The sequence below is a fragment of the Cellulomonas fimi ATCC 484 genome, assembly GCF_000212695.1.
Taxonomy (GTDB): Bacteria; Actinomycetota; Actinomycetes; order Actinomycetales; family Cellulomonadaceae; genus Cellulomonas; species Cellulomonas fimi.
Genome location: NC_015514.1, coordinates 134,548 through 161,519 on the forward strand (window position 1 = coordinate 134,548; position 26,972 = coordinate 161,519).

Here is a 26,972-nt window from a genome sequence, read left to right on the forward strand (position 1 = left end):
TGCGCCGACGTGGCGCCGGCTCGGCTCACCAGCGGCGCGGCGGCTCCACGTGCCCGTGCAGGCCCAGGTGGTCGCGCGGCGGGGCGTCGAGCTCGGGGACACCCGCGGCCTCGCCGGGGGTCGCGTCGAGCCCGGTGACGACGGGTCGTGCCGCCGCCTCCCGCCGCCACACCCACACGACCACCAGCCCCAGCCCGGCGGACGTGAGCGCGAGCACGAGGAGTGCGAACGCGGCGGACCTGTGCAGGAACGGGTCGTCGGACGTCGCGCGTCGCACGAGGTCCGCCACGAGCACCCCCTGGTGCCAGAGCACCCCGGCGGTCACGAGCCAGGCCGTCCGGAGCAGACGGCGGTGGCGCACCCGGTCCGCGGTCAGCGCGCGTGCGTAGACCGGCGTCCGCTCCCAGGTGTGCGCCGCGAGCGGGCGGCGGGCGTCGTCGGGCAGGTCGTCGCTCTGCACGGCGTCGCCGCCGCTCAGCCGCGGTCGATCAGGTCGCGCCAGGCCTCGTAGTGCTGGACGGCGATGCCGCGGAACCAGGCGTGGCCCGCGAGGGCGACGGCCACCTCCTGCGCCTCGGCCTCGAGCACCGCGGCCCCGTCGTCGTAGAACGTGAACTCGGCGCCGCCCGCCACGGCGGGCGCGTCCGTCTCCAGGCCGATCGTGTACGGCGTCGCGGCGGCCTCCGCGGCGGCGACCCCTGCGGCGGACTTCGCGAGGATGCCCGTCTCGCCCTGGGCGTGGTCGATGAACGTCACGATGCCGATGCGGTCGACGCGCGCGAGCACGGCGTCGAACAGAGTGCCGGGGCCCTCCGGGTTCGCGACCGTGGTGAGCCACCACGGCGCGTCGACGGACAGGTCGACGCCGGCGGGCATGGCGGCGCGCACGACGTCGAGCATGTGCAGCCACTGCAGGCTCGCCGCGTGCGTGTCCGCCTGCCACGACGGCAGGGTCCACGGCTCGACGTCGAGCTGCACGTGCGTGACCGGCCGGTCGTGCGTCGCGGCGGTCATCCACTGCACGGCGAGCGCGGGGTTCGCGAGCCAGGGGGCGTCACCGCCGAGCACGCCCGCGTCGACCCCGGCGGCGTCGAGCGCGACGAGCGCGTCCGTCATCCAGGTGGCCACCGGGCCCTCGTCGGACGCCCAGGGGGCGGACACGTGGACGGTCTGCAGGCCGTGCTCGGCGGCGAACGCGACGAGCTGCTCGGGGGTGGCGAACGCGTAGCCGGTGCCGCGGCCGTCGACCGACGGGTCGACCGAGTTGTCCCACAGCCACATCGCGGTGATGGCGGAGACCGCGGTCGGCTCGGCGGGCTCGGTCGTCGGGTCGGTCACGTCGCTCTCCTCGGCGCTGGTCCCCGCGGTCGCGGTCGTCCCAGCCTGCCCGTCGGCGGTCGTGGTCGCAGCCGGGTCGACGTCGGAGGCCGCGGCGAGGGAGGGGGCCACGATGCCGAGGGTCGCCGTCACGACGAGGGTGGCGACGGTGGTCAGGGTGCGGCGCAGCTGAGTCCTCATGGGTCTCCCATCGGCAGTGAACGCGCGCGAGCGCTGCGGAAAGAGGGGGTATGACTCCAGTGTCACCCGTCCGGGCGAGGAATCGCCGGGATGTGCGCGCCATCACGCGCCGGACGACCGACCCGGGGCGGCGTCGGAGCAGGGGCCGGTGCGGGGTGGGCGGTCAGCGCGTCGCGTCGAGCAGGCGTCGCCCGAGCGCCGCAGCCGTCTCGCGCAGCTCCGGGCACCCGACGACGCGGAACGGGGCGGGCAGGCGGACGAGCTGCTCGGCGTACCACCACGGGTTGCTCGTGCTGCCGACCAGACGCGTCGAGCCGTCGTCCACCGCCGTGAGCCGGCCCAGTGCGGGGCTGACCCACGCCGCGGCCTTCTCGACGGGCGCGTCGACCACGACCTCGGTGTCGTACTCCCAGCCCACGGCGAGGTGCTCCTCCAGCAGCGCGACGGGGTCCACGTCCGGCGCGGGTGCGCCCGGGGTGTCGAGGACCTCGGCGTGCTGCACGCGGTCGACGCGGTAGGCGCGGACCTCGTCGCGGGGCGTCCGGCACAGCAGGTACCAGCGGCCGTGCCGGACCACGACGGACCACGGGTCGACGTCCGACTCCCACTGCGAGCCGGCCTCGGAGCGGTAGGTGATCCGGACCTGGCGCTGCTCGGCGCAGGCCCCGACGAGGACGGCGGTCGTCGCGGGGGCGGGGCGTGCGGCGCCGCGGTCCGGTGCGGGCGCGGCGGTGCGGCGGACGACCTCGGCCTGCGCGGCGACGCCCGCGGGCAGTGCGCGCACGAGCTTGCCGAGCGCGGCCCCCACGGGGTCGGCCGGGTCGCTCGCGTCGTGGTGCCCGTCGAGCGTCGCCATGACCAGCGCGAGCGCCTCCGCCGCGCTGAACACGACCGGCGGCAGCCGCACGCCGCGCCCCAGGCGGTAGCCGCCGTAGCGGCCGCGCAGCGACTCGACGGGGATGTCCGCCTCGCGCAGCATGCCGACGTAGCGTCGGGCGGCCCGCTCGGACACGCCGAGCCGCTCGCCGAGCCGGTCGGCGGTGATGCCGGGGTGGGACTGGATGGCCTCCAGGGCGAGCAGCGCCCGGGCGGTGGGGCTCGTCTCCGGCACGTCGGTCCCCTCTCGTCGCGGCTCGGCGTCCCGTCGCCTGCCGGTCGGCGCGCCGGCGGCGTCCCGGGACCCGGAGGCGCGGCGTCGGATCCGGGCCGGCGTGCGCATCCGGAAGCACATCGTCCGGCATCGACCCTAGCGTCGCCGGCATGACGACGAACACGCTCAGCACGACCATCGCGGAGCCCTCGATCACCGCCGACGAGGCGGAGACGCTCCTGTTCGCCCTGGAGCGCTCGCGGGCCCAGCTCGCGTGGAAGGTCGGCGGCCTCGACGCCGAGGCGCTGCGCCGCCCCTTCCCGCCATCCGGCATGACGCTCGGGGGGCTCGTCAAGCACCTCGCACTCGTCGAGGAGCGGCAGATGGCCGAGTTCGTGGACGGCCGCCACCTCGAGGAGCCGTGGCGTCGGGAGAGGTTCGAGGCCGACCCCGACTGGGACTGGCACTCCGCCGCCGACGACACGCCCGAGGAGCTCTACGCGCTGTGGGAGCGGGCGGTCGCCCGCTCCCGCGCCGGCTGGGCGGCGGCCCTCGCCCGCGGAGGGCTCGACCAGCCCTCGCTCTGCACGCTGCCCGACGGCACGTCGCCGAACCTGCGCCGCGTCCTCGTCGACACGCACGACGAGGACGCCCGCCACGTCGGCCACGCGGACCTGTTCCGCGAGGCCGTCGACGGCCTCGTCGGTGAGGACCCGCCGCAGCCCTGACCCGCCGGCCGGCCCGCGCCCGCCGCGCCCGCCCGCGCCCCCCGCGCCCGCCGCGCCCGGGCGTGCTGGGTGACACCGACCTGGTGGGCGTGCCGGGGGCTGACGACGCCCACCAGGTCGGTGTCGACGCACCCGCGCGTGCGGGCGGGGGTCAGGGGGTGCCCGAGAGGCGCTCGCGGAGGAGGGCGAGCTGGTGGTGCAGGGCCGCGGGGACGCGGTCGCCGAACCCGGCGAAGAAGTCCTCCGTGAGGTCCGCCTCGACGGCCCACGTCCGCGGGTCGACGTCCAGCAGCGCGCGCAGGTCCTCGTCGGTCACGTCCAGGCCGGAGGTGTCGAGCGCGCCCGGGGCGGGCAGCAGCCCGACGGGGCTCGGCACGGCGCCGACGTCGGTGCGCTCGCCGCGCGCCCGGTCCACCTGCTCGACGATCCACGCGAGCACGCGGACGTTCTCCCCGAACCCGGGCCACAGGTAGCGGCCGGCGGCGTCCTTGCGGAACCAGTTCACCTGGAACACGAGCGGCCGGGTCGCCGGGTCGAGCGTCGCGCCCACGCGCAGCCAGTGCGCCCAGTGGTCGGCCATGTCGTACCCGCAGAAGGGCAGCATCGCGAACGGGTCGCGGCGCAGCTCCCCGACGGTCCCCTCCGCGGCGGCCGTCTGCTCGGACGACACCGTCGCGCCGAGGAACACCCCGTGCTCCCACGAGTGCGCCTGCGCGACCAGCGGCACGTTGGTGGCCCGGCGACCGCCGAAGACGATCGCGTCGAGCGGCACCCCGTCGGGGTCCTCCCACGAGTCCGCGATCGTCGGGCACTGCGCCGCGGCGACCGTGAAGCGCGAGTTGGGGTGCGCGGCGGGGCGGCCGCACCCCGGCTCCCACGGCTGGCCGGTCCAGTCGACGAGGCCCTCGGGCGGCTCGGGCGTCAGGCCCTCCCACCAGACGTCGCCGTCCGGCGTGAGCGCGACGTTGGTGAAGACCGTGTCGTGGTCGAGCGTGGCGATCGCAGCCGGGTTGGTGGCGACGCTCGTGCCGGGGGCGACGCCGAAGAAGCCCGCCTCGGGGTTGATGGCCCGCAGCGTGCCGTCCGGGCCGGCCCGCAGCCACGCGATGTCGTCGCCGAGCGTCTCGACGCGCCACCCCGGGAGCGACGGCGTGAGCATCGCGAGGTTCGTCTTGCCGCAGGCCGACGGGAACGCGGCGGCCACGTGGTAGCGGCGGCCCTGCGGCGACGTGAGCCGGACCAGCAGCATGTGCTCGGCGAGCCAGCCCTCGTCGCGCCCCATGACGGACGCGATGCGCAGGGCGAAGCACTTCTTGCCGAGCAGCGCGTTGCCTCCGTACCCGGAGCCGAACGACCAGATCTCCCGCGTCTCGGGGAAGTGCGCGATGTACTTCGTGTCGTTGCAGGGCCACGGCACGTCGGCGACCGCGGTGCCGGACACGGTCCGCAGCGGGGCGCCGACGGAGTGCACGGCGGGCACGAACGACGCGCCCGCGTCGATCATCGCGACGACGCGGCGGCTGACCCGCGTCATCGTCTGCATCCCGACGACGACGTACGGCGAGTCGGTGAGCTGCACGCCGAGCTGCGAGATCGGGCCGCCGAGCGGCCCCATCGAGAACGGGACGACGTACATCGTGCGGCCCCGCATCGAGCCCTCGAAGACGCCGGCGAGCTCGGCCCGCATGGCGTCGGGGTCGCGCCAGTTGTTGGTCGGGCCCGCGTCGGCCTGCGCACGCGAGCAGATGAAGGTGCGCGACTCGACGCGTGCGACGTCGGACGGGTCGGACCGGGCGAGGTAGCTCCCCGGGCGCAGCACGGGGTCGAGGGGGATCAGGGTCCCTGCCGCGACCATCCCGTCGAGGAGCGCCTGCCGCTCGGCCGGCGACCCGTCGCACCAGACGACGGCGTCGGGCTCGGTGAGGTCGGCGACGTCGGCGACCCACGCGCGCAGGTCCCGTCGGACGGTCGCAGCGCCGGTGCGGGCGGGGGTGCGGTCGACGGCGGGCGGCAGCGTCGTGACGGTCATGGAGTGCCTCCAGGCGAGGGACGGTGTGCGAAGGAACGGCTCCCTTCGATCCTCCGGTCAACCTGGTGGGTCCCGCTGGCTGGCTGGGCTGTCAAGTTTCGACGTTCTTGACATAGGGTGAAGCGGTGAGCAACGTACGCGCGGACCCGCCCGCACCGCCCGTCGTGACCGGCCCACCCGCCGCGTCGCCGCGTGCCGCCGACGCGCTCACCCTCGGGCGTCGCCTCCGGCACGCCCGCGCGGCCCGTGGCCTGACCCTCGACCAGCTCGGCAAGGCCGTCGGCGTCACGCCCAGCCTGCTGTCGCTCGTCGAGAACGGCCGTCGTGAACCTCGCCTGGCCCTGCTGCGGGACCTGGCCGACGCGCTCGGCGTCACCGTCCCCGACCTCCTCGACGACGAGCCGCCGACGCGCCGCGCCGCCCTCGAGATCGCCCTCGACCGGGCCCAGCAGACCCCCGTGTTCGCCCAGCTCGGGCTGCCCACGGTCCGCCCGGGGCGCTCGCTGCCGCTGCCCGTGCTCGAGCAGCTCGTCGGCCTGCACGGCGAGCTCGCGCGGCGTGCCACCGAGGCGGTCGCGACCCCCGAGGAGGCCCGCCGCGTCAACACGCAGCTGCGGCTCGAGCGGCAGGCCCGCGACAACCACCTGCCCGAGCTCGAGGCGCTCGCCGAGGACATGGCCCGCCGCGCCGGCTACACGTCGGGGGCGCTCACCCACCGCGCCGTCTCCCGGATGGCGGAGCAGCTCGGCCTGGAGATCCGGCACGTCGACGACCTGCCGCACTCCACCCGCACCGTGACCGACCTCGCGAACGGGCGGATCTACCTGCCGCCCGCGTCGACGCCCGGCGGGCACGGCCTGCGCTCGCTCGCGCTGCAGGCGATCGCGCACCGCGTGCTCGGCCACCAGCGCCCCACGTCGTACGAGGACTTCCTGCGCCAGCGCCTCGAGATCACGTACTTCGCGTCGTGCTGCCTCATGCCGCAGTCCGCCGCCGTCGCGTTCCTCGACGAGCGCAAGCGCGCCAAGGACCTGGCGATCGAGGACTTCCGTGACGCGTTCGGCGTGACCCACGAGGCCGCGGCGCAACGGTTCACGAGCCTCGCGACGCACCACCTCGGCATCCGTGTGCACTTCCTGCGCATCGGCGACGACGGCGCGATCTTCCGTGCGTACGCGAACGACGGCCTCGTGCTGCCGACCGACGTGACGGGGGCGATCGAGGGCCAGATGGTGTGCCGCCGCTGGGCCGTGCGCCGCGCGCTCGCCCGCCGCGACCAGGCCACCGAGTCCTACCAGTACACCGACACCCCCGCCGGCACGTTCTGGTGCTCGACGCAGACGGGGTGGGCCACGACCGGCAAGGTCGCGCTCGCCGTGGGCGTGCCGTTCGCGTCGGCGAAGTGGTTCCGCGGCCGGGACACCACGACGCGACGCCGCTCGACCTGCCCCGACGAGGCGTGCTGCCGTCGCCCGCCCGCCGACGCGGCCGCCCGCTGGGCCGACGCGTCCTGGCCCAGCGCGCGCATCCACCAGCAGGTCTTCTCCGCCCTGCCGACGGGCGCGTTCCCGGGCGTCGACGCGACCGAGGTCTACGCCTTCCTCGACCGCCACGCGGCCCCGGAGGACCCGACGGACGCCTGACCCCGACAGGCCCCGAACCCGGCGGGCGCCATGCGCAGCCGGCCCCACCCTCCCGCCCCGCCGCGACGGAGACGTCCCGCCGCGAACGGGACCTGCACGTCGCGCTCTCGCCTCGTCGTCGTTCTCGCGGGCAGGTGTCGAGCGGGCGGGGGGAGTGGGTCGGAATGTGAGATGACACCCGTTCGGCGCTTGACAAATCGAGAAGCGCTTCGTGTTGCAGGGGTGGAGAAGCGGGCCTACGTTCGCGGCGTGGCGGTCGACGCCGCATCTCGACGAGGGACGTGGGAGCCGGTGCAGAGCACCGCCGGCCGGCCCGCGACCGGCGGGGTGACGCGTCGCCGGGGAGCAGGCAGACATGACGCAGGTCGTCGCCCCCGCCGCCGAGCGCGTCCAGCGGCCGCCGCTGCGCAAGGTCCGCTACAACCGGCGCGAGGCGCTCGCGGGCTACCTCTTCATCTCGCCGTGGATCGTCGGGTTCCTCGTCTTCACCGCCGGGGCGATGATCGCGAGCCTCGTCATCTCGTTCAGCAGCTACAACCTGGCGACGAACACCGCCCGGCCCGCCGGCGTCGACAACTACACGGGGCTGCTCGAGGATCCCCGTGTCGCGACCGCGCTGGGCAACACGCTGTTCTACGCGCTGCTCGCCGTCCCGCTGGAGATCGCGTTCGCGCTGTTCCTCGCCTCGTTGCTGGCCAACGTCGGCCGCGGCGCGGGCGTCTTCCGCACGCTGTTCTACCTGCCAAGGATGACGCCTGTCGTCGCGACCGCCGCGGTGTTCTTCCTGCTGCTCAACGGCAACACGGGCGCGGTCAACGACTTCCTGGCCGTATTCGGGATCGAGGGGCCGCAGTGGCTCGTCGACCCGGCGTGGATCAAGCCGTCGATCGTGCTCATGCAGCTGTGGGCCGTGAGCGGGACCATGGTGATCTTCCTGGCCGCGCTGAAGAACGTCCCGCGCGAGCTCTACGAGGTCGCGTCCCTCGACGGTGCGGGCCGGTTCCGGCAGTTCTGGTCCATCACGCTGCCGATGATCTCCGGCGCCATGTTCTTCAACGTCATCGTCCTGACGATCGCGGCGTTCCAGGTGTTCGACCAGGCGTACCTGCTGTTCTGGCGCGACCAGACGAACGCCTCGCCGGAGGCGTCCCTGTTCTACGCCGTCTACCTGTTCCAGAAGGCGTTCCGGCAGTTCGACTTCGGGTTCGCGGCGGCCATGGCGTGGCTGCTGTTCGTCATCATCCTGCTGGTCACGCTCGTGCAGACGACGTTCGGCAACCGGTTCGTCTACTACGAGGGGGACCGCTCGTGACCACCGTCGGAGCCCCCCGTCCGGCCGCCACCGCGCAGGCCGCACCCGTCGCGCTGGCCGGCGCGACCGTCGCGCGTCCCGCCGCCCCCGAGCCGCCGCGAGGACCGCGCCGCCCCGCGGTCCGGGTGCTGCTGTGGGTGCTCCTGATCGCGTTCGCCGCGATGTTCCTCTACCCGTTCGTCTGGCTGCTGTCGGCGTCGCTCAAGGGCCGCGGGCAGGTGTTCGACAACGCGCTGTGGCCCGACTCGCCGCGCTGGGACAACTACGTCACCGTCTGGTCCGAGCTGCCGCTCGTGCACTGGATGGTCAACAGCGTCGCGATCGCGCTGCTCGCCGCCGTCCTCGTCGCCGTCTCGTCGTCGCTCGTCGCCTTCGGGTTCGCGTACTTCCGGTTCCCGCTGCGCGGCCTGCTGTTCGGGCTCGTGCTCGCGACGATGATGCTGCCCGGAGCGGTGACGATGATCCCCGTCTACCTCGTCTGGAAGGAGCTCGGGGCGCTCGGCACGTGGATCCCGCTGTTCGGGGCCAACCTGTTCGGGTCCGCGTTCTACATCTTCCTGCAGCGGCAGTTCTTCCTCGGGCTCCCGCGGGAGCTGTTCGAGGCCGCCCGGATCGACGGTGCGTCGTACTGGTCGATGTTCTGGCGCATCGCGATGCCGCTGTCCGTGCCGTCGTTCGTCATCGTCCTGCTGTTCGAGTTCCAGGCGTCCTGGAACAACCTGCAGGCCGCGCTCATCTACCTCAACGCCGGCTCGCCGGAGGACTTCACCGCGCCGCTCGGCATCGCCTACGCGATGACGAAGTACAGCCCGACGGCCGGCGGCCAGGGCGACTACCAGTACGTGATGGTCGCGTCGCTGCTCGTGACGCTGCCGATGCTCGCGCTGTTCGCGTTCGGCCAGCGCTACTTCATCGAGGGCGTCGCGACCACGGGACGCAAGGGCTGACGCCGGCCGCCGGCGACCCCGGCGCGACGGCACCGACGACAAGGGGACCGAGATGACCACCAGACGCCGCACACTCACCGCGCTCGTGCCCGCCACCGTGCTCGCGCTCGCCGCGTGCGGGGGAGGGGGCGACGCGCAGGACGTCGCCGCCGAGGTCGACTTCTCCGCCGCCCCGACCGGCACCATGAAGGGCTGGGCGTTCGACAACGCCGACGACGTCGGCGAGGCCCGCATGGACCACGCCGCCGAGCAGCTCGGGGACGTCGAGATCGACCTCGACCAGACCGCGTTCGACGCGCAGAAGTTCACGACCCGCGTCGCCGGCGGCGAGGTGCCCGACGTCGTGCAGATGGACCGGCGGTTCGTCGCCACCTACGCGGCGCAGGACCTGATCCTGCCGCTCGACGAGTGCCTCGCCGCGCACGACGTGGACCCCGACGAGCGCTGGTACCCGTTCGTCGTCGACGACGTCACCTACGAGGACCAGGTGTGGGCGGTGCCGCAGTTCTACCAGCCGCCCGCGATCCTGCTGAACATGCGGGTCATGAACGCCGCGGGCGTGACGCCCGACCAGATCGACCCGTCGAAGCCCGACGTGCTGCTGGCCGCGGTCGCCGCGATGTACCGGGAGTCCGGCGGGGTGCCGACGACGCTCGGCTTCGACCCCGTCGCCACCGGCCAGGCGGGGCTGTGGGTGCTGTCGCAGGGCGGCACGCTCATCGACGAGGAGGGCCGCCCGACGCTCGACGACCCGGCGAACACCGCGGCGCTCGACCTGCTCAAGCAGATCATGGACGCGCAGGGCGGGTACGCGAAGGTCAAGAGCTTAACCGACTCGTTCGACACCTTCGGCGACAACAACCAGTTCGTCGCCGACCAGGTCGGCGCGCAGGTCAACGCGCAGTGGTACCCGAACGTGCTCTCGCCGTACGTCGGCGATGTCGAGCTCGGGGCGGTCCCGCTGCGCGGCGCCGACGGCGAGCCGTTCTCCGTGGCGTCCGGCACCGCGTTCGTGATCCCGGCCGGTGCGCAGAACCCCGGCGCGGCGTGCGCGTGGATGCTCGAGCTCACGACCCTCGAGGCGTGGGAGGCCGCCGGGGAGGCGCGTGCCGCGACCCGCGAGGCCGACGGCGGCATCAACACGGGCCTGTTCACGGGCTCGCCCGAGGCGGACCAGGTGCTGCGCGACGCGTACGTCGTGCCGACGGGCGACGCCGGCTTCGACCAGGTGATCGCGACGTACTACGACGTGCTCGGCTACGGGCAGACGTTCGGGGCCTCGCCCGCCGGGCAGGACATCGAGGGTGAGCTCAACAACGCCGTGACGGCGACGCTCCTCGGCGACAAGAGCGCGCAGGAGGCGCTCGACGAGGCGCAGGCGGCCGCGCAGCGTGCCTACGACAACGTGACGGGCGGCTGAGCGGGCCTCACCCGCACACCGCGGTCGTGTCGTTCGCGGTGAACGGCTCCCGGCCGGCCCTGCGCGTCTGCGACGGCGCGGGGGCGTCCGGGGGCGTCGCCGCGCCCGGCGTCGCGGTGCTCTCGCCGGGTCCCGGTGCCGTCGCGTCGGGCGCGGTGCCCCCGGGCGCAGGCTCCCCGGCGGGCGTCCCGGGCGTGCCGAGCGCGGGACGGTCCGCAGCCACGTTCGCCCACAGCTCGTCCGCCTCGGCGGTCCAGTCGACCTTGTTCTTGTTGGTGCGCGCCGGGGTCCACGGCACCGTCACGAACGTGATGTCCTCCGCCCGCAGCGACCGCAGGCTGTAGACCAGCCCGAGGGCGTCGCCCTTGAGCCCCTCGTCGACGGTGAGCGAGCTCGTCCCCGCGCTGAGGAACCGCGTGAGCTGCGGGACGTCGGTCAGGACGTTCTTCGCGAGCACCTCCTGGACGATCGCGGCGACGAGCCGCTGCTGGTTGCCGATCCGGTTGATGTCGGACCCGTCGCCGAGGCCCTCCTCGCCGTCGCGGGCGCGGGCGAACGCCAGGGCCGTCGGGCCGTCGAGCACGTGCCGGCCGGCGGGCAGGTCGAGCCCCGCCTCGGTCGCGCGCATGTGCTGCGGGACGCAGATCGGCACGCCGCCGATCGCCTCGACCATGTCCTCGAACCCGGCGAAGTCGACGACGACCGCATGGTCCGCCAGGACCCCCGTGCTGGCGTGCACCGTGCGCACCGTGCACGCCGCCGCCGACGCGAGGTCCTGCCCGGCGTCCCACCCGCGGGAGAACGCCTCGTTGAACATCGTGTGCTCCGACGCCCGGGTGGTCCCGCCGCCGGTCACCGGGCACGCGGGGATGTCGACGAGCGAGTCCCGGGGGATGGAGACCACCTCGACGCGCTCCCGGTCGGCCGACACGTGCACGAGGAGCGTCGTGTCCGAGCGCCGGCCCGGTTCGCACCGCCGATCTCCGCGTTGCGCCCGTCGCGCTGGTCCGACCCCAGCACGAGCAGGTTCACGGGCCGCCCGCTCGCGGCGTCGTCCGGGTCCGGCGGCTCGGTCGCCGTCGGCTGCGGGATGTCGTCGACGAGGCCCGCCATGTCGACCGTCTCCATGTTGCCGACGAGGTTGCGCAGCGTCACGGCGACCGCCGTCCCGCCGAACGCGACCACGGCGACGGCGGTCAGGGCGACGGCGCGCACGACGCGGCGACGGCGCAGCCGGCGTGCGTGGCGGACGGGTCGGGGGCGGTCCACGGCGGCGTGTGAGCGGGGCACCGTTCGAGCGTAGGAACGCAGGTCACGGCGCGGGCGCGGTCCCGCGGAGGTGCTGTGCAGGGGCTGTGCGGATGGCGCGGGCGGCGCGTGCGCGCCGGGCTCCGGCGTGTCGTCAGGCGTGGCCGGAGTGCTCGTGGGCGCGGTGCGAGGCCGTCTCCACCTGGAACGTCGAGTGCTCGACCGAGACGTCGAAGTGCCGCGCCACGCACTCCTGCAGCTCGTCGAGGATGCGCCCCGCGTGCCCGTCCGAGAAGCAGCCGTCGTCCACGACGACGTGTGCGCTGATGACCGGCAGCCCTGTCGCGATGAGCGACGCGTGCAGGTCGTGCACCTCGCGGACGTGCTGCACGCGCAGCAGGTGCGTCCGCACCTCGTCGAGGTCGAGCCCGGGCGGCGTGGACTCCAGCAGGACCGCCGTCGTCTCCCGCAGGAGCCGCAGCGCGCGCGGGAGGATCAGCGCGCCGATGAGCAGCGCCGCGACGGCGTCGGCCCGCAGCCAGCCGGTCGTCGCGATGACGACCGCCGCGACGACGACCCCGAGCGAGCCGAGCGCGTCGTTCGCGACCTCGAGGAACGCGGCGCGCAGGTTGAGGTTCGCGGACCGCCCGCCGGCGAGGACCGCCAGTGCGACGAGGTTCCCGACGAGTCCGACGAGGCCGAACACCACGAGCGTCGACGACGGGATCTCGGGCGGCGTCACGAGCCGCTGCACGGCCTCGACGAGCACGTACACGCCGACCGCGAGCAGGACGGCCGCCTGCCCGAGCGCGGCGAGCACCTCCGCGCGCCGGTACCCCCAGGTGCGCGCGGGGGACGGGGGGCGGCGGGACAGGTGCGCGGCGACGAGCGCGAGCGCGAGCCCGCCGGTGTCGGTCAGCAGGTGGGCGGTGTCGACGAGGAGCGCGAGGCTTCCCGTGACGACGGCGCCGACGGCCTGCGCGAGCAGGACGACGACGGAGACGCCGAACGCCGCCGCGAGCCGTCCGCGGTGGTCGGCCGCGCCGTGCGCGTGCCCGTGGTCGTGTCCCATGCCTGCCTCGTCGTGCGGCCGCCCTCGGGCGGGGTCGTGCGGGTCCTGCGTCCGAGCCTGGCGTGTGTCGGAGGCCCCCGCAATGATCGTGCACGAACGCCCGGCGGCGCTCCACGCGCCGCCACCTGCACCGACGCACCGACGCACCGGACGCACCGACGCACCGACCTGCACACGACCGACCCAGCACCGACGCACCCAGGAGCACGCATGTCCTTCCAGGCCTACCTCGACACGATCGAGGACAAGACGGGACTCACCCCGCGCCAGCTCGTCGACCTCGCGACCGCCCGCGGCTACGGACCGGGCACCAAGGCGGGGGAGATCCTGGCCTGGCTCAAGGAGGACTACGACCTCGGCCGCGGGCACGGCATGGCGCTCGTGCACGTCATCACGAAGGGCCCGTCGATCAGCGGCAAGCACGTCGGCACCGACGGCACCCACCGCGACGAGTCGGACACGCTCTGGCTCGACGGGAAGGCGACGCGGCCGGCCCCCTGACGGCCGCGTCACCTCCCGCCCGGTGGTCGCCGCGCCCCTGCGGCGGTCACCGCCCGGCGCGCACCCCCGCGGCGGCGCCGGCGTCCGCACCCGCGCCGACCGGTCCCTCCTCCGGGCCGGCGCGGGTGCGAGCCGGTGTCAGGCGGCCCGGTCCCACCCCTCCTGGTGACCGTTCCGCCCGACGTCGCTGCGTCCGTGGCCGTGGCCGTGACCGTGACCGTGGCCGGGACGCGGGTCGGTGGGGCTCGCCACGCCGTTCACGGCGGACGTGTCGAGCGCGAGGCTGTACGTCGCGAACGCGACCGCGGCCGTCATGATCCGCAGCGCCTCGCGGTTCACGTTGGCCAGGTCGTCGCCCGGCGAGTGGTAGTTCGGGTCGTACGCGACGCCGGCCTGGCCGCCGAACAGGGCGACCTCCGCCTCCGTCTTGCGGCCGTCCGCACCCGTGAACAGGCCCGACGCCGGGACGCCGTTGAGGATGAAGGCCTGGTAGTCGGACCGGCCCGAGAACTGCGTGTCGACCCACGGCTGGCCGATCGAGTCGAACCAGTCGGTGAAGACGTCCTCCGTGGCGGCGGAGCCCTCGGGCACGGGCACGGGCGCGGGGTACGTCGACTGGTCGGCGTCGTACACGCCGATCACGTAGTTCGGCGAGCCGACCATGTCGAAGTTCAGGTAGGTCGCGATCGCGTCGAGCTCCCCGGGCTGGGTCGCGAGCTCCTCGACGTACTCGGTCGACCCGACGAGGCCGAGCTCCTCGGCTCCCCACCACGCGAACCGCACGGCGTTCGGGATCTTCTTGTCGCGGCCGAGCTGGACGGCGGTCTCGAGCAGGACCGCGGAGCCGGTGCCGTTGTCGTTGATGCCGGGGCCGTCCTCGACGCCGTCGAGGTGCGCGCCGAGCATGACGACGTTGTCAGCCCGGCCCGCACGTGTCTGCGCGATCACGTTGAAGCTCTCGCGCTGCTCGGGGTGCGCCCGCGTGTCGAGCGTGACCGTGACCGGTCCCGCCGCGACGAGGGCCTGCCCGTCGGCCTGCCGCAGCCCCGCGACGGGAACCGTGGCGACGCCCTCGGCCCCGAGCGTGCCGTTGAGCAGCACGTCGGGCACGTTGTTGTAGACGAGGACCGCGACGGCGCCCTCCGCCTGGGCGGTCGTGGCCTTGGCTGCGAACGAGCAGTTGCCGCCGCGGCTGACGAGCGCGACCTGGCCGGTGGCGTCGACGCCGTCCCACGCGGCGGCGGTGCAGCCGAAGGGGTCGGCGGGGGTGACCAGCGGCGCGGTGACGCCGGTGTCGGGCGTGTTGGGTGCGAAGGTCATCTGGTCGACCTCGTACGTCGCGCCGCCCGCGACGGTGAGCGTCGCTGCGTCGACGACCTCGAGGTCGAACGTGAAGGGGTCGCGCGTCGTGGTGTAGCCGGCCTTGCGGAGCGTCTTCTCGACGTACCGGGCGCTGGCCTCGTAGCCGTCGGTCAGGGCCGCGCGGTTGCCGTCGTTCCGGTCGGCGATGCGCTGCAGCTCCTGCAGGTGCCGCCAGACGGCCCGCTCGGAGACCTTGCCGGCGAACTTCTCGGGCGTCGTGGGGCGGGGGCCGTGCGACGGCCCGTCGAGGGCGACGGCAGGCGTCGCGACGGCCGTGCCCGCGAGCGCGAGCGTGGCGACGAGGACGGCGAGCTTGCTGCGGTGCGGCACGGCGGACCTCCGTCGATCGAGCGGGCGGGACGCTGTGCATGGTAGCCATGACCGCAGTCATAAGGAAGGGTCACGCGTGCGGACGCCGACGGACGAGCGCTCCGAGCCGGGGTGGGCCGGCGAGGCCACGCGGCGCGGCGCGGGTCGTCCGACCCGGGCGCAGGGGGGCCGTCAGGCGGGACGGTCCGCCGCCTCCAGCACCTGCGCCGCGTGCTCGGTGCGCAGGAGGAAGTCGTGGATCGTGGTGCGGCTCGTCGTGAGGCACGCGATGCGCGCGTCGAGCCCCGCGAGCTCCTCCGCGAGCATCTGCGCGACCGTGCGCGGGCAGGATGCCGCGAGGTCCTCGTCCTGCGTGCGCTCCAGGTCGAGCACGACCTTGGCCAGCCGCGTCGGGAGGCCTGCCCGGACGAGGCCGACGGCCCGCTCCACCTGGGCGACCGCGGCCTCGTCGTACTCGCGGTAGGTGTTGGCCGACCGCGCCGGTGCGATGAGCCCCTGCTCCTCGTAGTAGCGGAGCAGGCGCGTCGAGACCCCGGTCCGCCGGGACAGCTCACCGATCCGCACGACGACCTCCAGCCCGATGCTTGACCTTCACACTGATGTCAAACTCTAGCGTCGTAGGCATGGACACACGCCTCCCCTGGCCGAGCCTCCTGGTGCTCGGCGGAGCCACGTTCGTCATGGTCACCGGCGAGATGCTGCCGACGGCCGTCCTGCCCGAGATGAGCCACGACCTGGGCGTCGCCGAGTCCCGCACCGGCCTGCTCGTCTCCCTGTGGGCCGCGACCGTCGTCGTCGCGACCTTCCCCCTCGTCCGGCTCACCGCGCGCCTCGACCGGCGGACCGTCGTCGTCGGCGCCCTCGCCGTCTTCGCCGCCTCCTCGGCCGGCACGGCGCTCGCCCCCACCTACGAGGTCGCCGCCGGCGCGCGCGTCGTCGGCGCCGCCGCCACCGGGCTGCTGTGGGCGAGCGTCAACGCCCACACCGCCGACGTCGTGCACCCCACCCGGCTCGCACGCGCGATCGCCGTCGTGCTCGGTGGCGCCACGATCGGCATGGTGCTCGGCACGCCGCTGGCCAGCGTCGTCGCGCGGGTCTGGGACTGGCGCGGGGCGTTCGGCGCGCTCGCGGCCCTCGCGGTCGTCGCGGCCGTCCTCGTGCGGGCGCTGGTGGTCGGCGCGCCGCGCGCGGGTGCACCCGGGACGGCGGTCGGGGCCCCCGACGGTCCGGCGGCCGCCAGCGGGCGCGGCGCGCTGCGGCCCGTCCTCGCGGTGACGGCGCTCGTCGGGCTCGTGCTCGTGGGGCACTTCGCGGCGTTCACGTTCGTCACGCGCCTCGTCGAGCAGCCCGCCGCGCGGCTCCCCGGCGGCGTCAGCGGCCTGCTGCTGCTGTTCGGCGTCGCCTCCGCCGTCGGCGTCGCGGTCGTCGGCCGCATCGGCGACCGGCGCCTCGACACGACGCTCGTGGTCACGACCGTGCTCGTCGCCGGGTCGCTCGCCGCGCTCCTCGGCGTCGGCGGCGACCCCGCGCTCGCGACTCTCGTCGTCGTCGCCTGGGGACTCACCACCGGGGCGCTGCCGCCGCTCGCGCAGGCCGCGATCCTCGGACTCGCCGGCCCCGCGCACCGCACGACGGCGGGCACCCTCATCCCGGTCGTGTTCAACCTGGGCATCGCGGTGGGCGCCGCGCTCGGCTCCGGGATCGTCGAGCGGGCCGGCCCGGACGCGCTGCCGCTACCCGCCGCCGCGGTCGTGCTCGTCGCCGCAGCCGGGCTCGCGGGGGTCGCGCGGTCGGCTCGCCGGACGTCCGGGGCGTCGGTGCAGCGAGGCGCTCGCGCCACCGACGTCGAGGACGCGCGGACGGCTCCGTCCACCCGGTGAGAGTGCCACCCTGGGCACGAGCGAAGGAGGACGACGATGCCCCGCTACCTGATCGGCGTGGACTTCGACGAGGGCGCCGACCCGACACCGATGGACCGGTGGGCCCCCGAGGAGATCACCGCGCACCTCGAGTACTACGGCGCCCTGAACCGCGAGCTCGAGGCGAGCGGCGAGCTCGTCGGGTCGACCATCCTCACCGGCCCCGACCTCGCCAAGATCGTCCGGTCCGACGGCGCGGGCGCGCCCGTCGTCACCGACGGCCCGTTCCCCGAGTTCAAGGAGTGGCTCGCGGGCTTCCAGGTCGTCGACGTCGAGACCGAGGAGCGGGCCGTCGAGATCGCCGCGTGCGTGTCGGCGGTTCCCGGCCGCGGCGGCCGCCCGACGCAGCAGCGCGTCCACGTCCGCCGGATCATGGACGACGGCGGCCCGTCCGGCGCCGACGAGATGCTCGACTACCTGCGCACCGCGGACGGGCTGCCCTGACGGGACCCGACCGGCCGGTGCGCGCGCTGACCGGTGCCGACGAGGACCTGCTGCGCACGCTCGCGCCGCAGGTCCTCGCGGTGCTCGGCCGCCGCACCCACGACTTCGGCGCCGCGGAGGACGCGGTCCAGGAGGCGCTGCTCGTGGCCGCGACGCACTGGCCGCGCGACGGCGTGCCCGACCGGCCCTTCGGGTGGCTGCTCCAGACGGCCACCCGCCGGCTGCTCGACGCGGTCCGCAGCGACCGGGCGCGGCGGGCGCGCGAGGAGCGGTGGGCGACCGACGCGGCGGTGGGCACGACTCCCGTCGCCCGCGACGACTCCCTCACGCTGCTCTTCCTGTGCTGCCACCCGGTCCTCACACCCGCCTCGGCCGTGCCCCTGACGCTGCGCGCGGTCGGCGGGCTCACGACCGCGGAGGTCGCCCGCGCGTTCCTCGTGCCCGAGCCGACCATGGCGCAGCGCATCAGCCGCGCGAAGCGTCGCGTCGCCGAGGCCGGGTCGACGTTCGCCCTGCCCTCGCCCGACCAGCGTGCCGACCGGCTGCGCAGCGTCCAGCACGTGCTCTACGTGATGTTCACCGAGGGGTCGACGAGCACGCGCGGCGCCGCCCTGCACCGCGTCGACCTCTCCGACGAGGCCATCCGCCTCACGCGCTGGCTGCACGCGCTCGAGCCGGACGACCCCGAGGTCGCCGGGCTGCTCGCGCTCATGCTGCTCACCGACGCACGGCGCGCGGCCCGCACCGACGCCGCCGGCGACCTCGTTCCGCTGCCCGAGCAGGACCGTGCGCTGTGGGACGCCGCGCTCGTCGCCGAGGGGCTCGCGCTGCTGGACCGGGCGCTGGCCGCGAGGTCCGTCGGCGAGTACCAGCTGCAGGCCGCCGTCGCGGCGGTGCACGACCGAGCCCCGACCGCCGCCGACACCGACTGGCCGCAGGTCGTCGCGCTGTACGGGCTGCTCGAGCGCATGACCCGCAGCCCCGTCGTCGCCGTCAACCGGGCCGTCGCCGTCGCGATGGTCGACGGGCCCGAGGCGGGCCTGCGGCTGCTCGACGGAGTCGACCTGCCGGGCCACCGCCTCGACGCCGTGCGGGCGCACCTGCTGGAGTCCGCGGGCGACCTGCGCGCGGCCGCCGACGCCTACCGTCGGGCGGCAGCCCGGGCCACGTCCGTGCCTGAGAAGCGCTACCTCACCGTCCGCGCCTCCCGTCTCACCACCCCACCCTCCTGACCGGCCCACCGTCCGTCGACGAGGCCGACGTCGTCGTCCAGGTCCCCCGAACGGCGACGACGTCGGTCTCGCGTCCGGGCTGCGGGGGAGGGGCGTGGAGGTGCGGGCCGTGGGGGGCGGGCGGAGCATGGAGGGGCGCTCCGGAGGTGTGGCGTGGCGGCTCGAGAGGGCAGGAGCAGCACCATGGGGATCGACGACCTGCAGGACAAGGCCTCGGACGCGCTCGGCAGCGAGAAGGGCGAGAAGGCCAGCGACGCCGCCCTCGACAAGGGCGCGGACGCGGCGTCGTCGGCGACCGGCGGCGGCCACGACGAGCAGATCGACAAGGCGCAGTCCGCCGCCGACGAGCGCGTCGGCGACCAGTGAGGACCCCGGCGGGCGGCACCGACGCCGCCCGCCGGCTCCCCGCGCCCCGGTCGGCCTCGTCACGGCCCCGCCGCTGGGCCGGCGGTCGACGGGCGGGCGGCGACCGTGTGGCCGGGCCGTCGGGGCGGACCTAGGGTCGGCGGGGTGACGGCCCCGCTGCACGGCCAGCCCTCCGCGAGCGCGCCCCCGCCCGGCGACGCCCAGGCCGCGACGACGCGCCAGCCCGGGACCGCGAGCGACGCCGAGACCGCCAGCGGCTGCCCCGCCCGGAGGTTGACGCGGCCGGACGACGGCCCGGGGCCCGACCTGGAGCGCGTGGACGACGGTCGCTGGCGGGTCCGGTCGTTCGCGCTCGCGCGTGCGGTGCTGCGTCACCCGGAGGGCACCCGGCAGGCCGGCTTCAACGCGCAGAGCTTCCACGGCCCGGGCGGGCCGCGGATCCGGCCCCCGATCCTGTACCTGGAGGGCGAGCAGCACCACGCGCAGCGGCGGGCGGCCGCCCGGTTGTTCGCGCCGCGGACGGTCGAGGGGTACCGGCCGTGGATGCAGGAGGCCGCGGACGAGCTCGTCGCGACGGTCGGCACGGACCGGTGGACGGACGTGTCGCGGCTGGCGATGCAGATGGCGGTGCGCGCGGCGTCGCGCGTCATCGGGATCGACCGGGCGTCGTCGCCGGGGATGCACCGGCGGCTGGACACGTTCTTCGCGCCGGACCCGCCGGCCGCCGCAGGCCCCGTGACGCGTGCCCGGGCGGCGTGGCGCGACGCGGCGATGCTCCGGTTCTACCTGCTCGACGTGCGGCCGGCGATCCGCGCCCGCCGGCGCCGGCGACGGGACGACCTCATCAGCCGCCTGCTCGACGACGGGTTCAGCGACGTCGACGTGCTGACGGAGTGCGTGACCTACGCGGCGGCGGGCATGGTCACGACGCGCGAGCTCATCACGGTCGCGGTGTGGCACCTGCTCGACGACGCGGGCCTGCGGGCCCGGTACCGGTCGTCGGACGCCGCGGGCCGGGTCGAGCTGCTGGAGGAGGTGCTGCGGCTCGAGCCGGTCGTCGGGCACCTGCTGCGGGAGACGACGGCACCGCTGACGCTCGACGGCCCGGACGGCCCGGTGGTGGTGCCGCCGGGGTCGGTGGTCGACGTGGACGTGCGCGCGGTGAACGCCGACCCGCGCGCGGCGGGCCGCGACGGGGAGCGCCTGTGCCCGGGCCGGACGCTGCCGCGCACGGTCCTGCCGACGCTGCTGTCGTTCGGGGACGGGCACCACAGGTGCCCCGGGGCGCCGCTCGCGATGCTCGAGACGGAGGTGCTCGTGTCCGCGCTGCTCGACCTGGACCTGGAGCTCGCGGGACCGCCGCGCGTGCGCTGGAACGAGGTGAGCGCCGGGTACGACCTGGCGGACCTGCGGGTCCGTCGCCGGGCGGCGTGACCTCGGCACGGTGGTCGGCGGGCGAGGGCACCGGGACGCGGCGCGGCGGCCGGACCCCCTCCAAGGTCGCGGCCGCCGTTCCGGGTCGGTGCGTCGGCGCGGTCGTTGACGGCGCCGACGGGTGGGTCAGGCCTTCGCGGCGTACGGCTCGTACGGCTGCGGCGCGAGCGCCTGCGACGGCATGAGGATCCAGAGGATCGGGTAGACGAGGATCTGGCTCCCGGGCAGCAGCATGAGGACGAGGACGAACAGCAGCCGGGCCGCCCACGGCGAGATGCCGAACCGGTCCGCGAGGCCGGCGCAGACGCCGGCGAGGACGCGGCCGTGGACGGGGCGGACCAGTCCCTGACGGCTCATCTGGTCGTGGATGCTCACGGTTCCCTCCTGGGGGAGCCGGGCCCGACGGTCGTGCCTCGGCTCTGCGTCCAGCATCCGCCGGGCAGGGGCACGCCCACATCGGGGACCGTCCCGGAGCGGACCCTGGGACCGGGGGTGCGGGTCTCAGGGTCCGCCCGTGCGACTGCGGGGGGACGGACGGGCGTCAGGCGACGGTGAACCGGCCGCGGAGCAGGACCTCGTCGCGCGACGACGGCCCGACGAGCAGGTCGAAGTCGCCGGGCTCGACGACGCGCCGCCCGTGCCGGTCGACGATGGTGCAGTCCGCGACGGGCAGCGTCAGGTCGACGACGACGCTCTCGCCGGGGGCGAGGTCGACCAGCCGGTACGCCTTGAGCTCCTTCTCGGCCCAGGTGGCCGAGGTGACGACGTCGTGCAGGTACACCTGGACGGTCTCGCGCGTGGGGCGGTCGCCGGTGTTCTGCACCGTGACCTGCGCACGGACGGTGCCGGACGCGTCGAGGGCGGGCGTCAGGACGCGCAGGTCGCGGTACTCGACGGTCGTGTACGACAGGCCCTCGCCGAAGGCGAACGGCTGTCGCTGGGTGAGGTCGGCGTACCGGTCGCCGTGCTGGCCGGGGATCTGGTTGTAGTACGTGGGCTGCTGGCCGACGTGCGCGGCGAACGAGATCGGGAGCCGGCCGGTGGGCTCGACGAGCCCGAGCAGCACCTCGGCGACGGCCTGCCCGCCGCGCATGCCGGGGTTCGCGGCCCAGAGGATCGCGGCGGCGCGGTGCGCGGACGGCGGGAGGACGAGCGGCTTCGAGGCGACGACGACCACGACGAGGGGCGTGCCGGTGGCCTCGAGCGCGTCGAGGAGCGCGACCTGCCCGCCGAGCAGGTCGAGGGTCGCGGTGGAGCGGCCCTCGCCGACGAGCTCGATGCGGTCCCCGACGACGGCGACGACGTAGTCGGCGTCCTGCGCGGCGGCGACGGCCTCGGCGATCTGCGCGTCGTCGACCTCGGCGGGCACGACGACGGGCGGGCGCGGCTGGCCGTCGGGGAAGAACGCGCCCGCGGGGTCGGGCTCGAGCGTGAGGATCTCGGCACCGCGTGCGTGCGTGACGGTCCAGTCGGCGGGGACGTGGGTGCGCAGGCCGTCGAGGACGGTGGAGACCATGTCGCGCGGGTGGCCGTCGGGCAGCCAGTCGGCCTGGCCCGAGTTGCCGGCCCAGTCGCCGAGCGTGGTGTCGGGGTCGTCGGCGTTGGGTCCGACGACGGCGACGCGACGCGGGCGGTCGGCGGGCAGCGCGCGGCCGGAGGTGTCGGCCGTGAGCCCGCCCGCGAGCGGGAGCGTCCCGTCGTTCGTGAGCAGGACGAGGGACCGGCGCGCGACCTCGACGTTGAGCGCGGTGTGCTCGGGTGACGCGACGACGACGGCCTGGCGGGCGGGGTCGGGGCGCCGCGGGTCCTCGAACAGCCCGAGCTCGAACTTGAGCGCCAGGACGCGGGCGACGGCGGCGTCGATCGCGGCCTCGTCGAGCATCCCGGCGGCGACGGCCTCCTGCGCGCCCGCGAAGAACTGCGGCGTCGTCATGACCATGTCGTTGCCGGCGGTGACGGCGGCCGCGGCGGCGTGCGCGTGGTCGGGCTGGATGTGCTGCTCCCACACCATGCGGCCGACGTTGTCCCAGTCGGTGATGAGCGTGCCGGTGTAGCCCCACTCGCCGCGCAGGACGTCGGACAGCAGCCACTCGTTGATGGTGACGGGCACGCCGTCGGTCGACTGGTAGCCGAGCATGAACGTGCGGCACCCCTCGCGGGCGACGCGCTCGAACGGCGGGAGGAACCAGGACCGGAGCTTGCGGTGGCTGATGTCCGCCTCGGACGCGTCGCGCCCGCCCTGCGTCTCGGAGTACCCGGCGAAGTGCTTGGCGGTCGCGAGGATCGCCGTCGGGTCGTGCAGCCCCTGGCCCTGGTAGCCGGCGACCATGGCGGACGCGAGCTCCCCGATGAGGAACGGGTCCTCCCCGAACGTCTCGTCGACGCGGCCCCAGCGCAGGTCGCGCGTGATGCACAGGACGGGCGAGAAGGTCCAGTGGATGCCGGTCGCGGCGACCTCGACGGCGGTCGCGCGGGCGACGCGCTCGGCGAGCGTGCGGTCCCAGGACGCGGCCATGCCGAGCTGCGTCGGGTAGATGGTCGCGCCGTGGAAGAACGAGTGGCCGTGGATGCAGTCCTCGCCGACGAGCAGCGGGATCTGCAGGCGGGTCCGGGCGACGAGGTCGTGGGCCTCGGCGAGGTGCTCGGGGGACGCGTGCAGGATCGAGCCGACGTGCATGTCCTCGACGAGTCCGCGCACGTCGCCGCGGGCGTCGAGCTGCATCATCTGGCCGACCTTCTCGGGCAGGGTCATGCGCCCGACGAGGTCGGCGACGCGCTCGGCGACGGGGAGCGCGGGGTCCTGGTACGGGTGCGGCACGGACGGGTCCTCTCACGGCGGCGGTGGCGGGGTGGTGCGGGCGGCGCGGCGGTTCGGGCTGCGGCGTCGGCCCTGCGACGGGCGAGACGACGCCGGTTCGACACCGAATCGATTCGACCGCGCCGAGTGTAGCCAGGTGTTACCAACTGGTCAGTAAGTAAACGCGGTCCGGACACGGCGGGTTCCGGTGGCGGGGCCGCCGGCCCGGGGACAGTCTGGCCCGCGGAGGTGGTCCCCGTGCCCGACGTCCGTCCCGTCATCCGCCAGGTCGTCCTCGACACGACCGACGCCCGCGGGCTCGCGGAGTTCTACCGCGAGCTGTTCGGCCTCGAGTACCGGCACGGCGACGAGCCGCCGCCCGCGGGGGAGCCGGACCCGAACGGCGCGGACTGGCTCGTGCTGCGCGGCGACGTGCCGCTGGCCTTCCAGCAGGTCGACGCGCTGCCCGCGTCCACGTGGCCCGACCCGGGCGTGCCCCAGCAGCTGCACCTGGACTGCACGGTGCCCGACAAGGCGACGCTCGACGCACAGCACGAGCGCGCGCTCGCTCTCGGGGCGCGGCTGCTGCACGACCGCAGCGACGACCCCGAGGAGCCCCTGCGCGTCTACGCCGACCCGAGCGGCCACCCGTTCTGCCTCTTCGTCGGCTGACCCCGCCGCCCGCCCCCCGGCACCGCGTCGCCCGACCGGGCGTGTCCCGGCGCCGCTCCACCGTGCGGCGGCCGTGGCGGCAGCACCGCCGCGTCCGACACGATCACCCCATGCCGCACCTCGACACCGCCGAGCGCCGCGCCCGGCTCGCGCGCCGGCACGCCGTCCACCCCGCCCACCGGGTCCCGGACGTCGAGAGCGCCGCCCGCGCGGTCGTCGCGCTGCACGCCACCGACCCCGCCGGGCTGTACCTGTCCGCGTGGGCGCGCACCGACACCTTCGCCGTCGACGACCTCGACCGCGCGTTCTTCGCCGACCGCACGCTCGTCAAGCAGCTCGCGATGCGCCGCACGCTGTTCGCCGTCCCACGCGACCTGCTGCCCGTCGTGCTGGCGGCCAGCTCGGCGAAGGTCGCCGCCACCGAGCGCCGCCGCCTGGAGAAGGAGGTCGTCGGCGCCGGGCTCGCCACGGACGGCGCGGCGTGGTTCGACGCCGCGGCCGCCGCGACCGTCGCCGAGCTCGCCGGGGGCGTGCCGCTCACGTCGACGCAGCTGCGGCAGCGGCTCGCGGAGGTCGACGGGCACATCCACCACGGCGGCGACAAGCCCTGGGCGGGGCGCTCCTCGGTCGCGTCCCGCGTGCTGACCTGCCTGCAGGCCGCGGGGGTCGTCGTGCGGGCCGGGAACCTCGGGCGGTGGACCGCGTCGCGCCCGACGTGGGCGCTCGCGCGCGACTGGCTCGGCACGGACCCGGAGCCGCTGCCGGAGCGCGACGCTCGCGCGACGCTCGTCCGGCACTGGCTGGCCCGGTTCGGGCCCGGCACGACGGCCGACGTGCGGTGGTGGCTCGGGTCGACGCTGCGCGACGTGCGGCAGGCGCTGCAGGACGTCGCCGCGGTGGAGGTCTCGCTCGACGGCGGCCTGACGGGCTGGGTCCTGCCCGACGACGTCGACCCCGTCGGTCCGGTCGAGCCGTGGGTCGCGCTCCTGCCGTGGCTGGACCCGGCGACCATGGGCTGGACGGACCGCGACTGGTACGTGGGCGCGCACCGCGCGCAGGTCTACGACTCCGTCGGCAACGGCGCCGCGGCGATCTGGGCGGACGGCCGCATCGTGGGCGCGTGGACCGTGGACGGCGGCGGGCAGGTCCAGCTCTACCCGCTGGAGGACCTGGGCCGGGAGAGGGCCGCGGCGGTCGACGCCGAGGCGGACCGGCTCACGCGGTGGCTCGCGGGGACGCCCGTGCTGCCCCGCTTCCCTGCCCCGCTCGTCGGCGGCCGCTGAGCCCGCGCCTCACGGGGCCCCGCGCGGGTCAGCCGACCACCGCCGACCCCGCCTGCCCGTAGGCGACGAGGTACGGACCCAGCGGCGTCGCCCACTGCGTGCCCTCGGGCAGCGCCAGCTCACGCACGAGCTCGCCCGTGCGCCGGTCGAGCACGATCACGGACTCCATCCCGGAGCCGTCGTCCCGCCCGCGCAGCACCGCGACGTGCGGCCCGTCGCACATCAGCGGGCCCTGCACCGTGCCCTCGGGGACGTCGTACGTCCACACCACCTCGCCCGTGCGGGCGTCGAGCGTGCGGACCCCCGTGGTGGACGCGGCGTGGACCCGGCCCTCGGCCACGACCACCGCCGCCTGCCCCTGCGGCGCGAGCCCGTCCTCCGACTCCCAGCGCTCCTCGCCGGTGGTCGCGTCCCAGCCCCAGGAGATCGACCCCGACGACGAGACCTCCAGCCCGGGTGCGGAGCCGTCGTCGAGCACGCGCCGGGCGAGGGTGCCGATGACCTCGAGGTCAGGCAGGCCGGGCCGGACGACGCGCGTGAACGGCCCGTCGGCGGGCAGCGCGAGGCCGAGCTCGGCCATGGCGCTCATGTCCCATCCGGTGTCGTCCACGCGCTCGCCGTCGGGGCTCAGCAGGGTCACGTCGCCGCTGGGGTCGAACACCGCGACGTGCCCGCCCACCTGCTGCACGGACATCCAGAGGTCGACCGTCCCCTCGGGCAGGTCGGCCGGGTCGCGGTACCGCCAGCGCTCCTCGCCCGTCACGGTGTCGACGGCGACGACCTCCGCGTGCCGCTCGTCGTCGAGGCGGCCGAGCGCGACGCTCCCGTCGAGCACCGCGGCCGACGTCGCACGGGGGACGTCGACCGACGAGCGGACGGACCCCGTCGCGAGGTCGACGACCACGACCCGCGACCAGGTCGGGGTCAGCCGTGGCCCGTCCTCGCCGGGCTCCCGCTGGTCGCTGGTGTGGCACACCATCACCTCGGGGACGGTGTTCGGGTCGGCGGTCCCCGTGGGCGGAGGGGCGCAGGAGAGGGCGCCGCCCCACGGGTCGGCCTCGTCGTCGGTCCGCGGCACGGGTGGCCCGACCGCGACCGACCAGACGACCTCGCCCGTGCTCACGTCGCGGGCCTGGACGCCGTGCGCGCCGTCGTCGAGCACCGCGGGGCCGACGCCGACCCGCCCCTGGAACACCGCGGGGAACCAGAGGATCTCCTCGTCGAGGGCCCACAGGGTCGTGAGCTCCGTACCCAGGTCGACGCTCGCGCCGGGCAGCGCGGCGATCCGGTCGTCGACGGCGGACGCACGGCGGTCGACGACCACCTGCACGGCGGCGAGCGTCACGAGCGCGAGCACGACGACCCCCGCGGCGACGAGCAGGCCGCGGCGGCGCCCCGACGAGCGCGGGGCGTCCTCGCGCCCGGTCCCCGAGGCGTCGTCCGGCCCGCCGGGACCGGCCGTCGCGGACGGCGTGCGGGCAGCGCCCCGCCCCGTCGGGTCGTCGTCCTCGACGAGCTCGACGTGGGTCAGGTCTCCGCGCCGGCGCATGGGCGGAGGCTACCCGCCGACCGCCGCCGGTCGCTGCGGCCGGGCGGGTGCCCGCCTGCCCCGTCCCACCGGCACC

The 26,972-nt window shown here is 75.3% G+C and carries 25 protein-coding genes; 13 read left to right on the forward strand and 12 right to left on the reverse strand.

What is annotated here, in order from left to right; all coding sequences use genetic code 11:
* Positions 1-25: 25 nt before the first annotated feature.
* The 3 genes from CELF_RS00605 to CELF_RS00615 all read right to left on the reverse strand — a co-directional run bounded on the left by CELF_RS00605 (position 26) and on the right by CELF_RS00615 (position 2,629).
* On the reverse strand, positions 26-460 hold the full coding sequence (locus tag CELF_RS00605; RefSeq protein WP_013769300.1) for a hypothetical protein: 435 nt from the start codon (positions 458-460) through the stop codon (positions 26-28).
* Between the two features lie 14 nt (positions 461-474).
* The gene (locus CELF_RS00610) at positions 475-1,518 is read right to left on the reverse strand and encodes a hypothetical protein (protein ID WP_013769301.1); all 1,044 of its coding nucleotides are present in this window, start codon (positions 1,516-1,518) and stop codon (positions 475-477) included.
* Between the two features lie 163 nt (positions 1,519-1,681).
* Positions 1,682-2,629, reverse strand: coding sequence for a helix-turn-helix transcriptional regulator (locus CELF_RS00615; RefSeq protein ID WP_013769302.1), 948 nt, complete (start codon positions 2,627-2,629; stop codon positions 1,682-1,684).
* A gap of 149 nt (positions 2,630-2,778) precedes the next feature.
* Here CELF_RS00615 and CELF_RS00620 point away from each other — a divergent pair, with 149 nt between their 5' ends.
* Positions 2,779-3,336, forward strand: coding sequence for a mycothiol transferase (locus CELF_RS00620; RefSeq protein WP_013769303.1), 558 nt, complete (start codon positions 2,779-2,781; stop codon positions 3,334-3,336).
* 151 nt (positions 3,337-3,487) lie between these two features.
* Here CELF_RS00620 and CELF_RS00625 read toward each other — a convergent pair whose 3' ends face one another.
* Positions 3,488-5,365, reverse strand: a complete 1,878-nt coding sequence (locus CELF_RS00625; RefSeq protein WP_013769304.1) for a phosphoenolpyruvate carboxykinase (GTP) — start codon at positions 5,363-5,365, stop codon at positions 3,488-3,490.
* A 164-nt stretch (positions 5,366-5,529) separates the two neighbouring features.
* Here CELF_RS00625 and CELF_RS00630 point away from each other — a divergent pair, with 164 nt between their 5' ends.
* The 4 genes from CELF_RS00630 (at position 5,530) to CELF_RS00645 (ending at position 10,687) form a co-directional block, all read left to right on the forward strand.
* Complete coding sequence (locus CELF_RS00630) at positions 5,530-7,008, forward strand: helix-turn-helix transcriptional regulator (RefSeq protein WP_041553652.1); 1,479 nt, start codon at positions 5,530-5,532, stop codon at positions 7,006-7,008.
* Positions 7,009-7,363: 355 nt separating this feature from the next.
* On the forward strand, positions 7,364-8,320 hold the full coding sequence (locus CELF_RS00635) for a carbohydrate ABC transporter permease (protein WP_013769306.1): 957 nt from the start codon (positions 7,364-7,366) through the stop codon (positions 8,318-8,320).
* Positions 8,317-9,267, forward strand: coding sequence for a carbohydrate ABC transporter permease (locus tag CELF_RS00640; RefSeq protein WP_013769307.1), 951 nt, complete (start codon positions 8,317-8,319; stop codon positions 9,265-9,267). Before CELF_RS00635 ends, CELF_RS00640 begins: the two co-directional genes overlap by 4 nt.
* Positions 9,268-9,319: 52 nt before the next feature.
* Positions 9,320-10,687: an ABC transporter substrate-binding protein gene (locus tag CELF_RS00645; protein ID WP_013769308.1), complete on the forward strand. Its 1,368-nt coding sequence runs from the start codon at positions 9,320-9,322 to the stop codon at positions 10,685-10,687.
* 7 nt (positions 10,688-10,694) lie between these two features.
* On the opposite strand, the gene CELF_RS00650 is transcribed toward CELF_RS00645, so the two are convergent.
* From CELF_RS00650 to CELF_RS00655, 3 genes are all read right to left on the reverse strand, one after another.
* Positions 10,695-11,591: an LCP family protein gene (locus tag CELF_RS00650; protein ID WP_232014279.1), complete on the reverse strand. Its 897-nt coding sequence runs from the start codon at positions 11,589-11,591 to the stop codon at positions 10,695-10,697.
* The gene (locus CELF_RS21010; RefSeq protein ID WP_232014280.1) at positions 11,540-11,977 is read right to left on the reverse strand and encodes a hypothetical protein; all 438 of its coding nucleotides are present in this window, start codon (positions 11,975-11,977) and stop codon (positions 11,540-11,542) included. The genes CELF_RS00650 and CELF_RS21010 overlap by 52 nt, the downstream gene beginning before the upstream one ends.
* 112 nt (positions 11,978-12,089) lie before the next feature.
* Complete coding sequence (locus tag CELF_RS00655) at positions 12,090-13,007, reverse strand: cation diffusion facilitator family transporter (RefSeq protein ID WP_013769309.1); 918 nt, start codon at positions 13,005-13,007, stop codon at positions 12,090-12,092.
* 210 nt (positions 13,008-13,217) lie between these two features.
* Between CELF_RS00655 and CELF_RS00660 the strand changes: the two genes are divergently transcribed.
* Positions 13,218-13,508 (forward strand): DUF4287 domain-containing protein, encoded by a 291-nt coding sequence (locus CELF_RS00660; protein ID WP_013769310.1) that lies wholly within the window; start codon positions 13,218-13,220, stop codon positions 13,506-13,508.
* 138 nt (positions 13,509-13,646) lie between these two features.
* Here CELF_RS00660 and CELF_RS00665 read toward each other — a convergent pair whose 3' ends face one another.
* Together CELF_RS00665 and CELF_RS00670 are read right to left on the reverse strand one after the other, a co-directional pair.
* Complete coding sequence (locus CELF_RS00665) at positions 13,647-15,200, reverse strand: M20/M25/M40 family metallo-hydrolase (protein WP_013769311.1); 1,554 nt, start codon at positions 15,198-15,200, stop codon at positions 13,647-13,649.
* A gap of 171 nt (positions 15,201-15,371) precedes the next feature.
* Positions 15,372-15,764, reverse strand: coding sequence for a MerR family transcriptional regulator (locus CELF_RS00670; protein ID WP_013769312.1), 393 nt, complete (start codon positions 15,762-15,764; stop codon positions 15,372-15,374).
* Between the two features lie 59 nt (positions 15,765-15,823).
* Between CELF_RS00670 and CELF_RS00675 the strand changes: the two genes are divergently transcribed.
* The 5 genes from CELF_RS00675 (at position 15,824) to CELF_RS00695 (ending at position 20,595) form a co-directional block, all read left to right on the forward strand.
* Positions 15,824-17,080 carry an MFS transporter gene (locus CELF_RS00675; protein ID WP_232014281.1) on the forward strand — a complete coding sequence of 419 codons (1,257 nt, stop codon included), beginning with the start codon at positions 15,824-15,826 and terminating at the stop codon, positions 17,078-17,080.
* A gap of 36 nt (positions 17,081-17,116) precedes the next feature.
* Entirely contained in the window at positions 17,117-17,563 is a 447-nt protein-coding gene (locus CELF_RS00680) for a YciI family protein (RefSeq protein WP_013769314.1), read from the forward strand.
* Between the two features lie 17 nt (positions 17,564-17,580).
* Entirely contained in the window at positions 17,581-18,795 is a 1,215-nt protein-coding gene (locus tag CELF_RS00685; protein ID WP_013769315.1) for an RNA polymerase sigma factor, read from the forward strand.
* A 183-nt stretch (positions 18,796-18,978) separates the two neighbouring features.
* The gene (locus CELF_RS00690; RefSeq protein WP_013769316.1) at positions 18,979-19,161 is read left to right on the forward strand and encodes an antitoxin; all 183 of its coding nucleotides are present in this window, start codon (positions 18,979-18,981) and stop codon (positions 19,159-19,161) included.
* Between the two features lie 144 nt (positions 19,162-19,305).
* Positions 19,306-20,595, forward strand: coding sequence for a cytochrome P450 (locus CELF_RS00695; RefSeq protein WP_013769317.1), 1,290 nt, complete (start codon positions 19,306-19,308; stop codon positions 20,593-20,595).
* Between the two features lie 126 nt (positions 20,596-20,721).
* Here CELF_RS00695 and CELF_RS00700 read toward each other — a convergent pair whose 3' ends face one another.
* Positions 20,722-20,970 (reverse strand): PspC domain-containing protein, encoded by a 249-nt coding sequence (locus CELF_RS00700; RefSeq protein WP_013769318.1) that lies wholly within the window; start codon positions 20,968-20,970, stop codon positions 20,722-20,724.
* A gap of 166 nt (positions 20,971-21,136) precedes the next feature.
* A complete protein-coding gene (locus CELF_RS00705; RefSeq protein ID WP_013769319.1) occupies positions 21,137-23,413 on the reverse strand; it encodes an exo-beta-d-1,3/1,6-glucosidase in 2,277 nt (758 codons plus the stop codon).
* Between the two features lie 237 nt (positions 23,414-23,650).
* On the opposite strand from CELF_RS00705, the gene CELF_RS00710 reads away from it, so the two are divergent.
* The gene (locus CELF_RS00710) at positions 23,651-24,064 is read left to right on the forward strand and encodes a VOC family protein (RefSeq protein WP_013769320.1); all 414 of its coding nucleotides are present in this window, start codon (positions 23,651-23,653) and stop codon (positions 24,062-24,064) included.
* A 110-nt stretch (positions 24,065-24,174) separates the two neighbouring features.
* Entirely contained in the window at positions 24,175-25,347 is a 1,173-nt protein-coding gene (locus CELF_RS00715; RefSeq protein ID WP_013769321.1) for a winged helix DNA-binding domain-containing protein, read from the forward strand.
* A gap of 28 nt (positions 25,348-25,375) precedes the next feature.
* Here CELF_RS00715 and CELF_RS00720 read toward each other — a convergent pair whose 3' ends face one another.
* Positions 25,376-26,896, reverse strand: coding sequence for an outer membrane protein assembly factor BamB family protein (locus tag CELF_RS00720; protein ID WP_013769322.1), 1,521 nt, complete (start codon positions 26,894-26,896; stop codon positions 25,376-25,378).
* Between the last annotated feature and the right edge of the window lie 76 nt (positions 26,897-26,972).

Coding starts and splice junctions, on each gene's coding strand:
- CELF_RS00635 (WP_013769306.1), top strand. CDS start 7,364: ATGACGCAGGTCGTCGCCCCCGCCGCCGAGCGCGTCCAGCGGCCGCCG.
- CELF_RS00680 (WP_013769314.1), top strand. CDS start 17,117: ATGCCCCGCTACCTGATCGGCGTGGACTTCGACGAGGGCGCCGACCCG.
- CELF_RS00655 (WP_013769309.1), bottom strand. CDS start 13,007: ATGGGACACGACCACGGGCACGCGCACGGCGCGGCCGACCACCGCGGA.
- CELF_RS00675 (WP_232014281.1), top strand. CDS start 15,824: ATGGACACACGCCTCCCCTGGCCGAGCCTCCTGGTGCTCGGCGGAGCC.
- CELF_RS00645 (WP_013769308.1), top strand. CDS start 9,320: ATGACCACCAGACGCCGCACACTCACCGCGCTCGTGCCCGCCACCGTG.
- CELF_RS00720 (WP_013769322.1), bottom strand. CDS start 26,896: ATGCGCCGGCGCGGAGACCTGACCCACGTCGAGCTCGTCGAGGACGAC.
- CELF_RS00660 (WP_013769310.1), top strand. CDS start 13,218: ATGTCCTTCCAGGCCTACCTCGACACGATCGAGGACAAGACGGGACTC.
- CELF_RS00690 (WP_013769316.1), top strand. CDS start 18,979: ATGGGGATCGACGACCTGCAGGACAAGGCCTCGGACGCGCTCGGCAGC.
- CELF_RS00620 (WP_013769303.1), top strand. CDS start 2,779: ATGACGACGAACACGCTCAGCACGACCATCGCGGAGCCCTCGATCACC.
- CELF_RS00715 (WP_013769321.1), top strand. CDS start 24,175: ATGCCGCACCTCGACACCGCCGAGCGCCGCGCCCGGCTCGCGCGCCGG.
- CELF_RS00610 (WP_013769301.1), bottom strand. CDS start 1,518: ATGAGGACTCAGCTGCGCCGCACCCTGACCACCGTCGCCACCCTCGTC.
- CELF_RS00625 (WP_013769304.1), bottom strand. CDS start 5,365: ATGACCGTCACGACGCTGCCGCCCGCCGTCGACCGCACCCCCGCCCGC.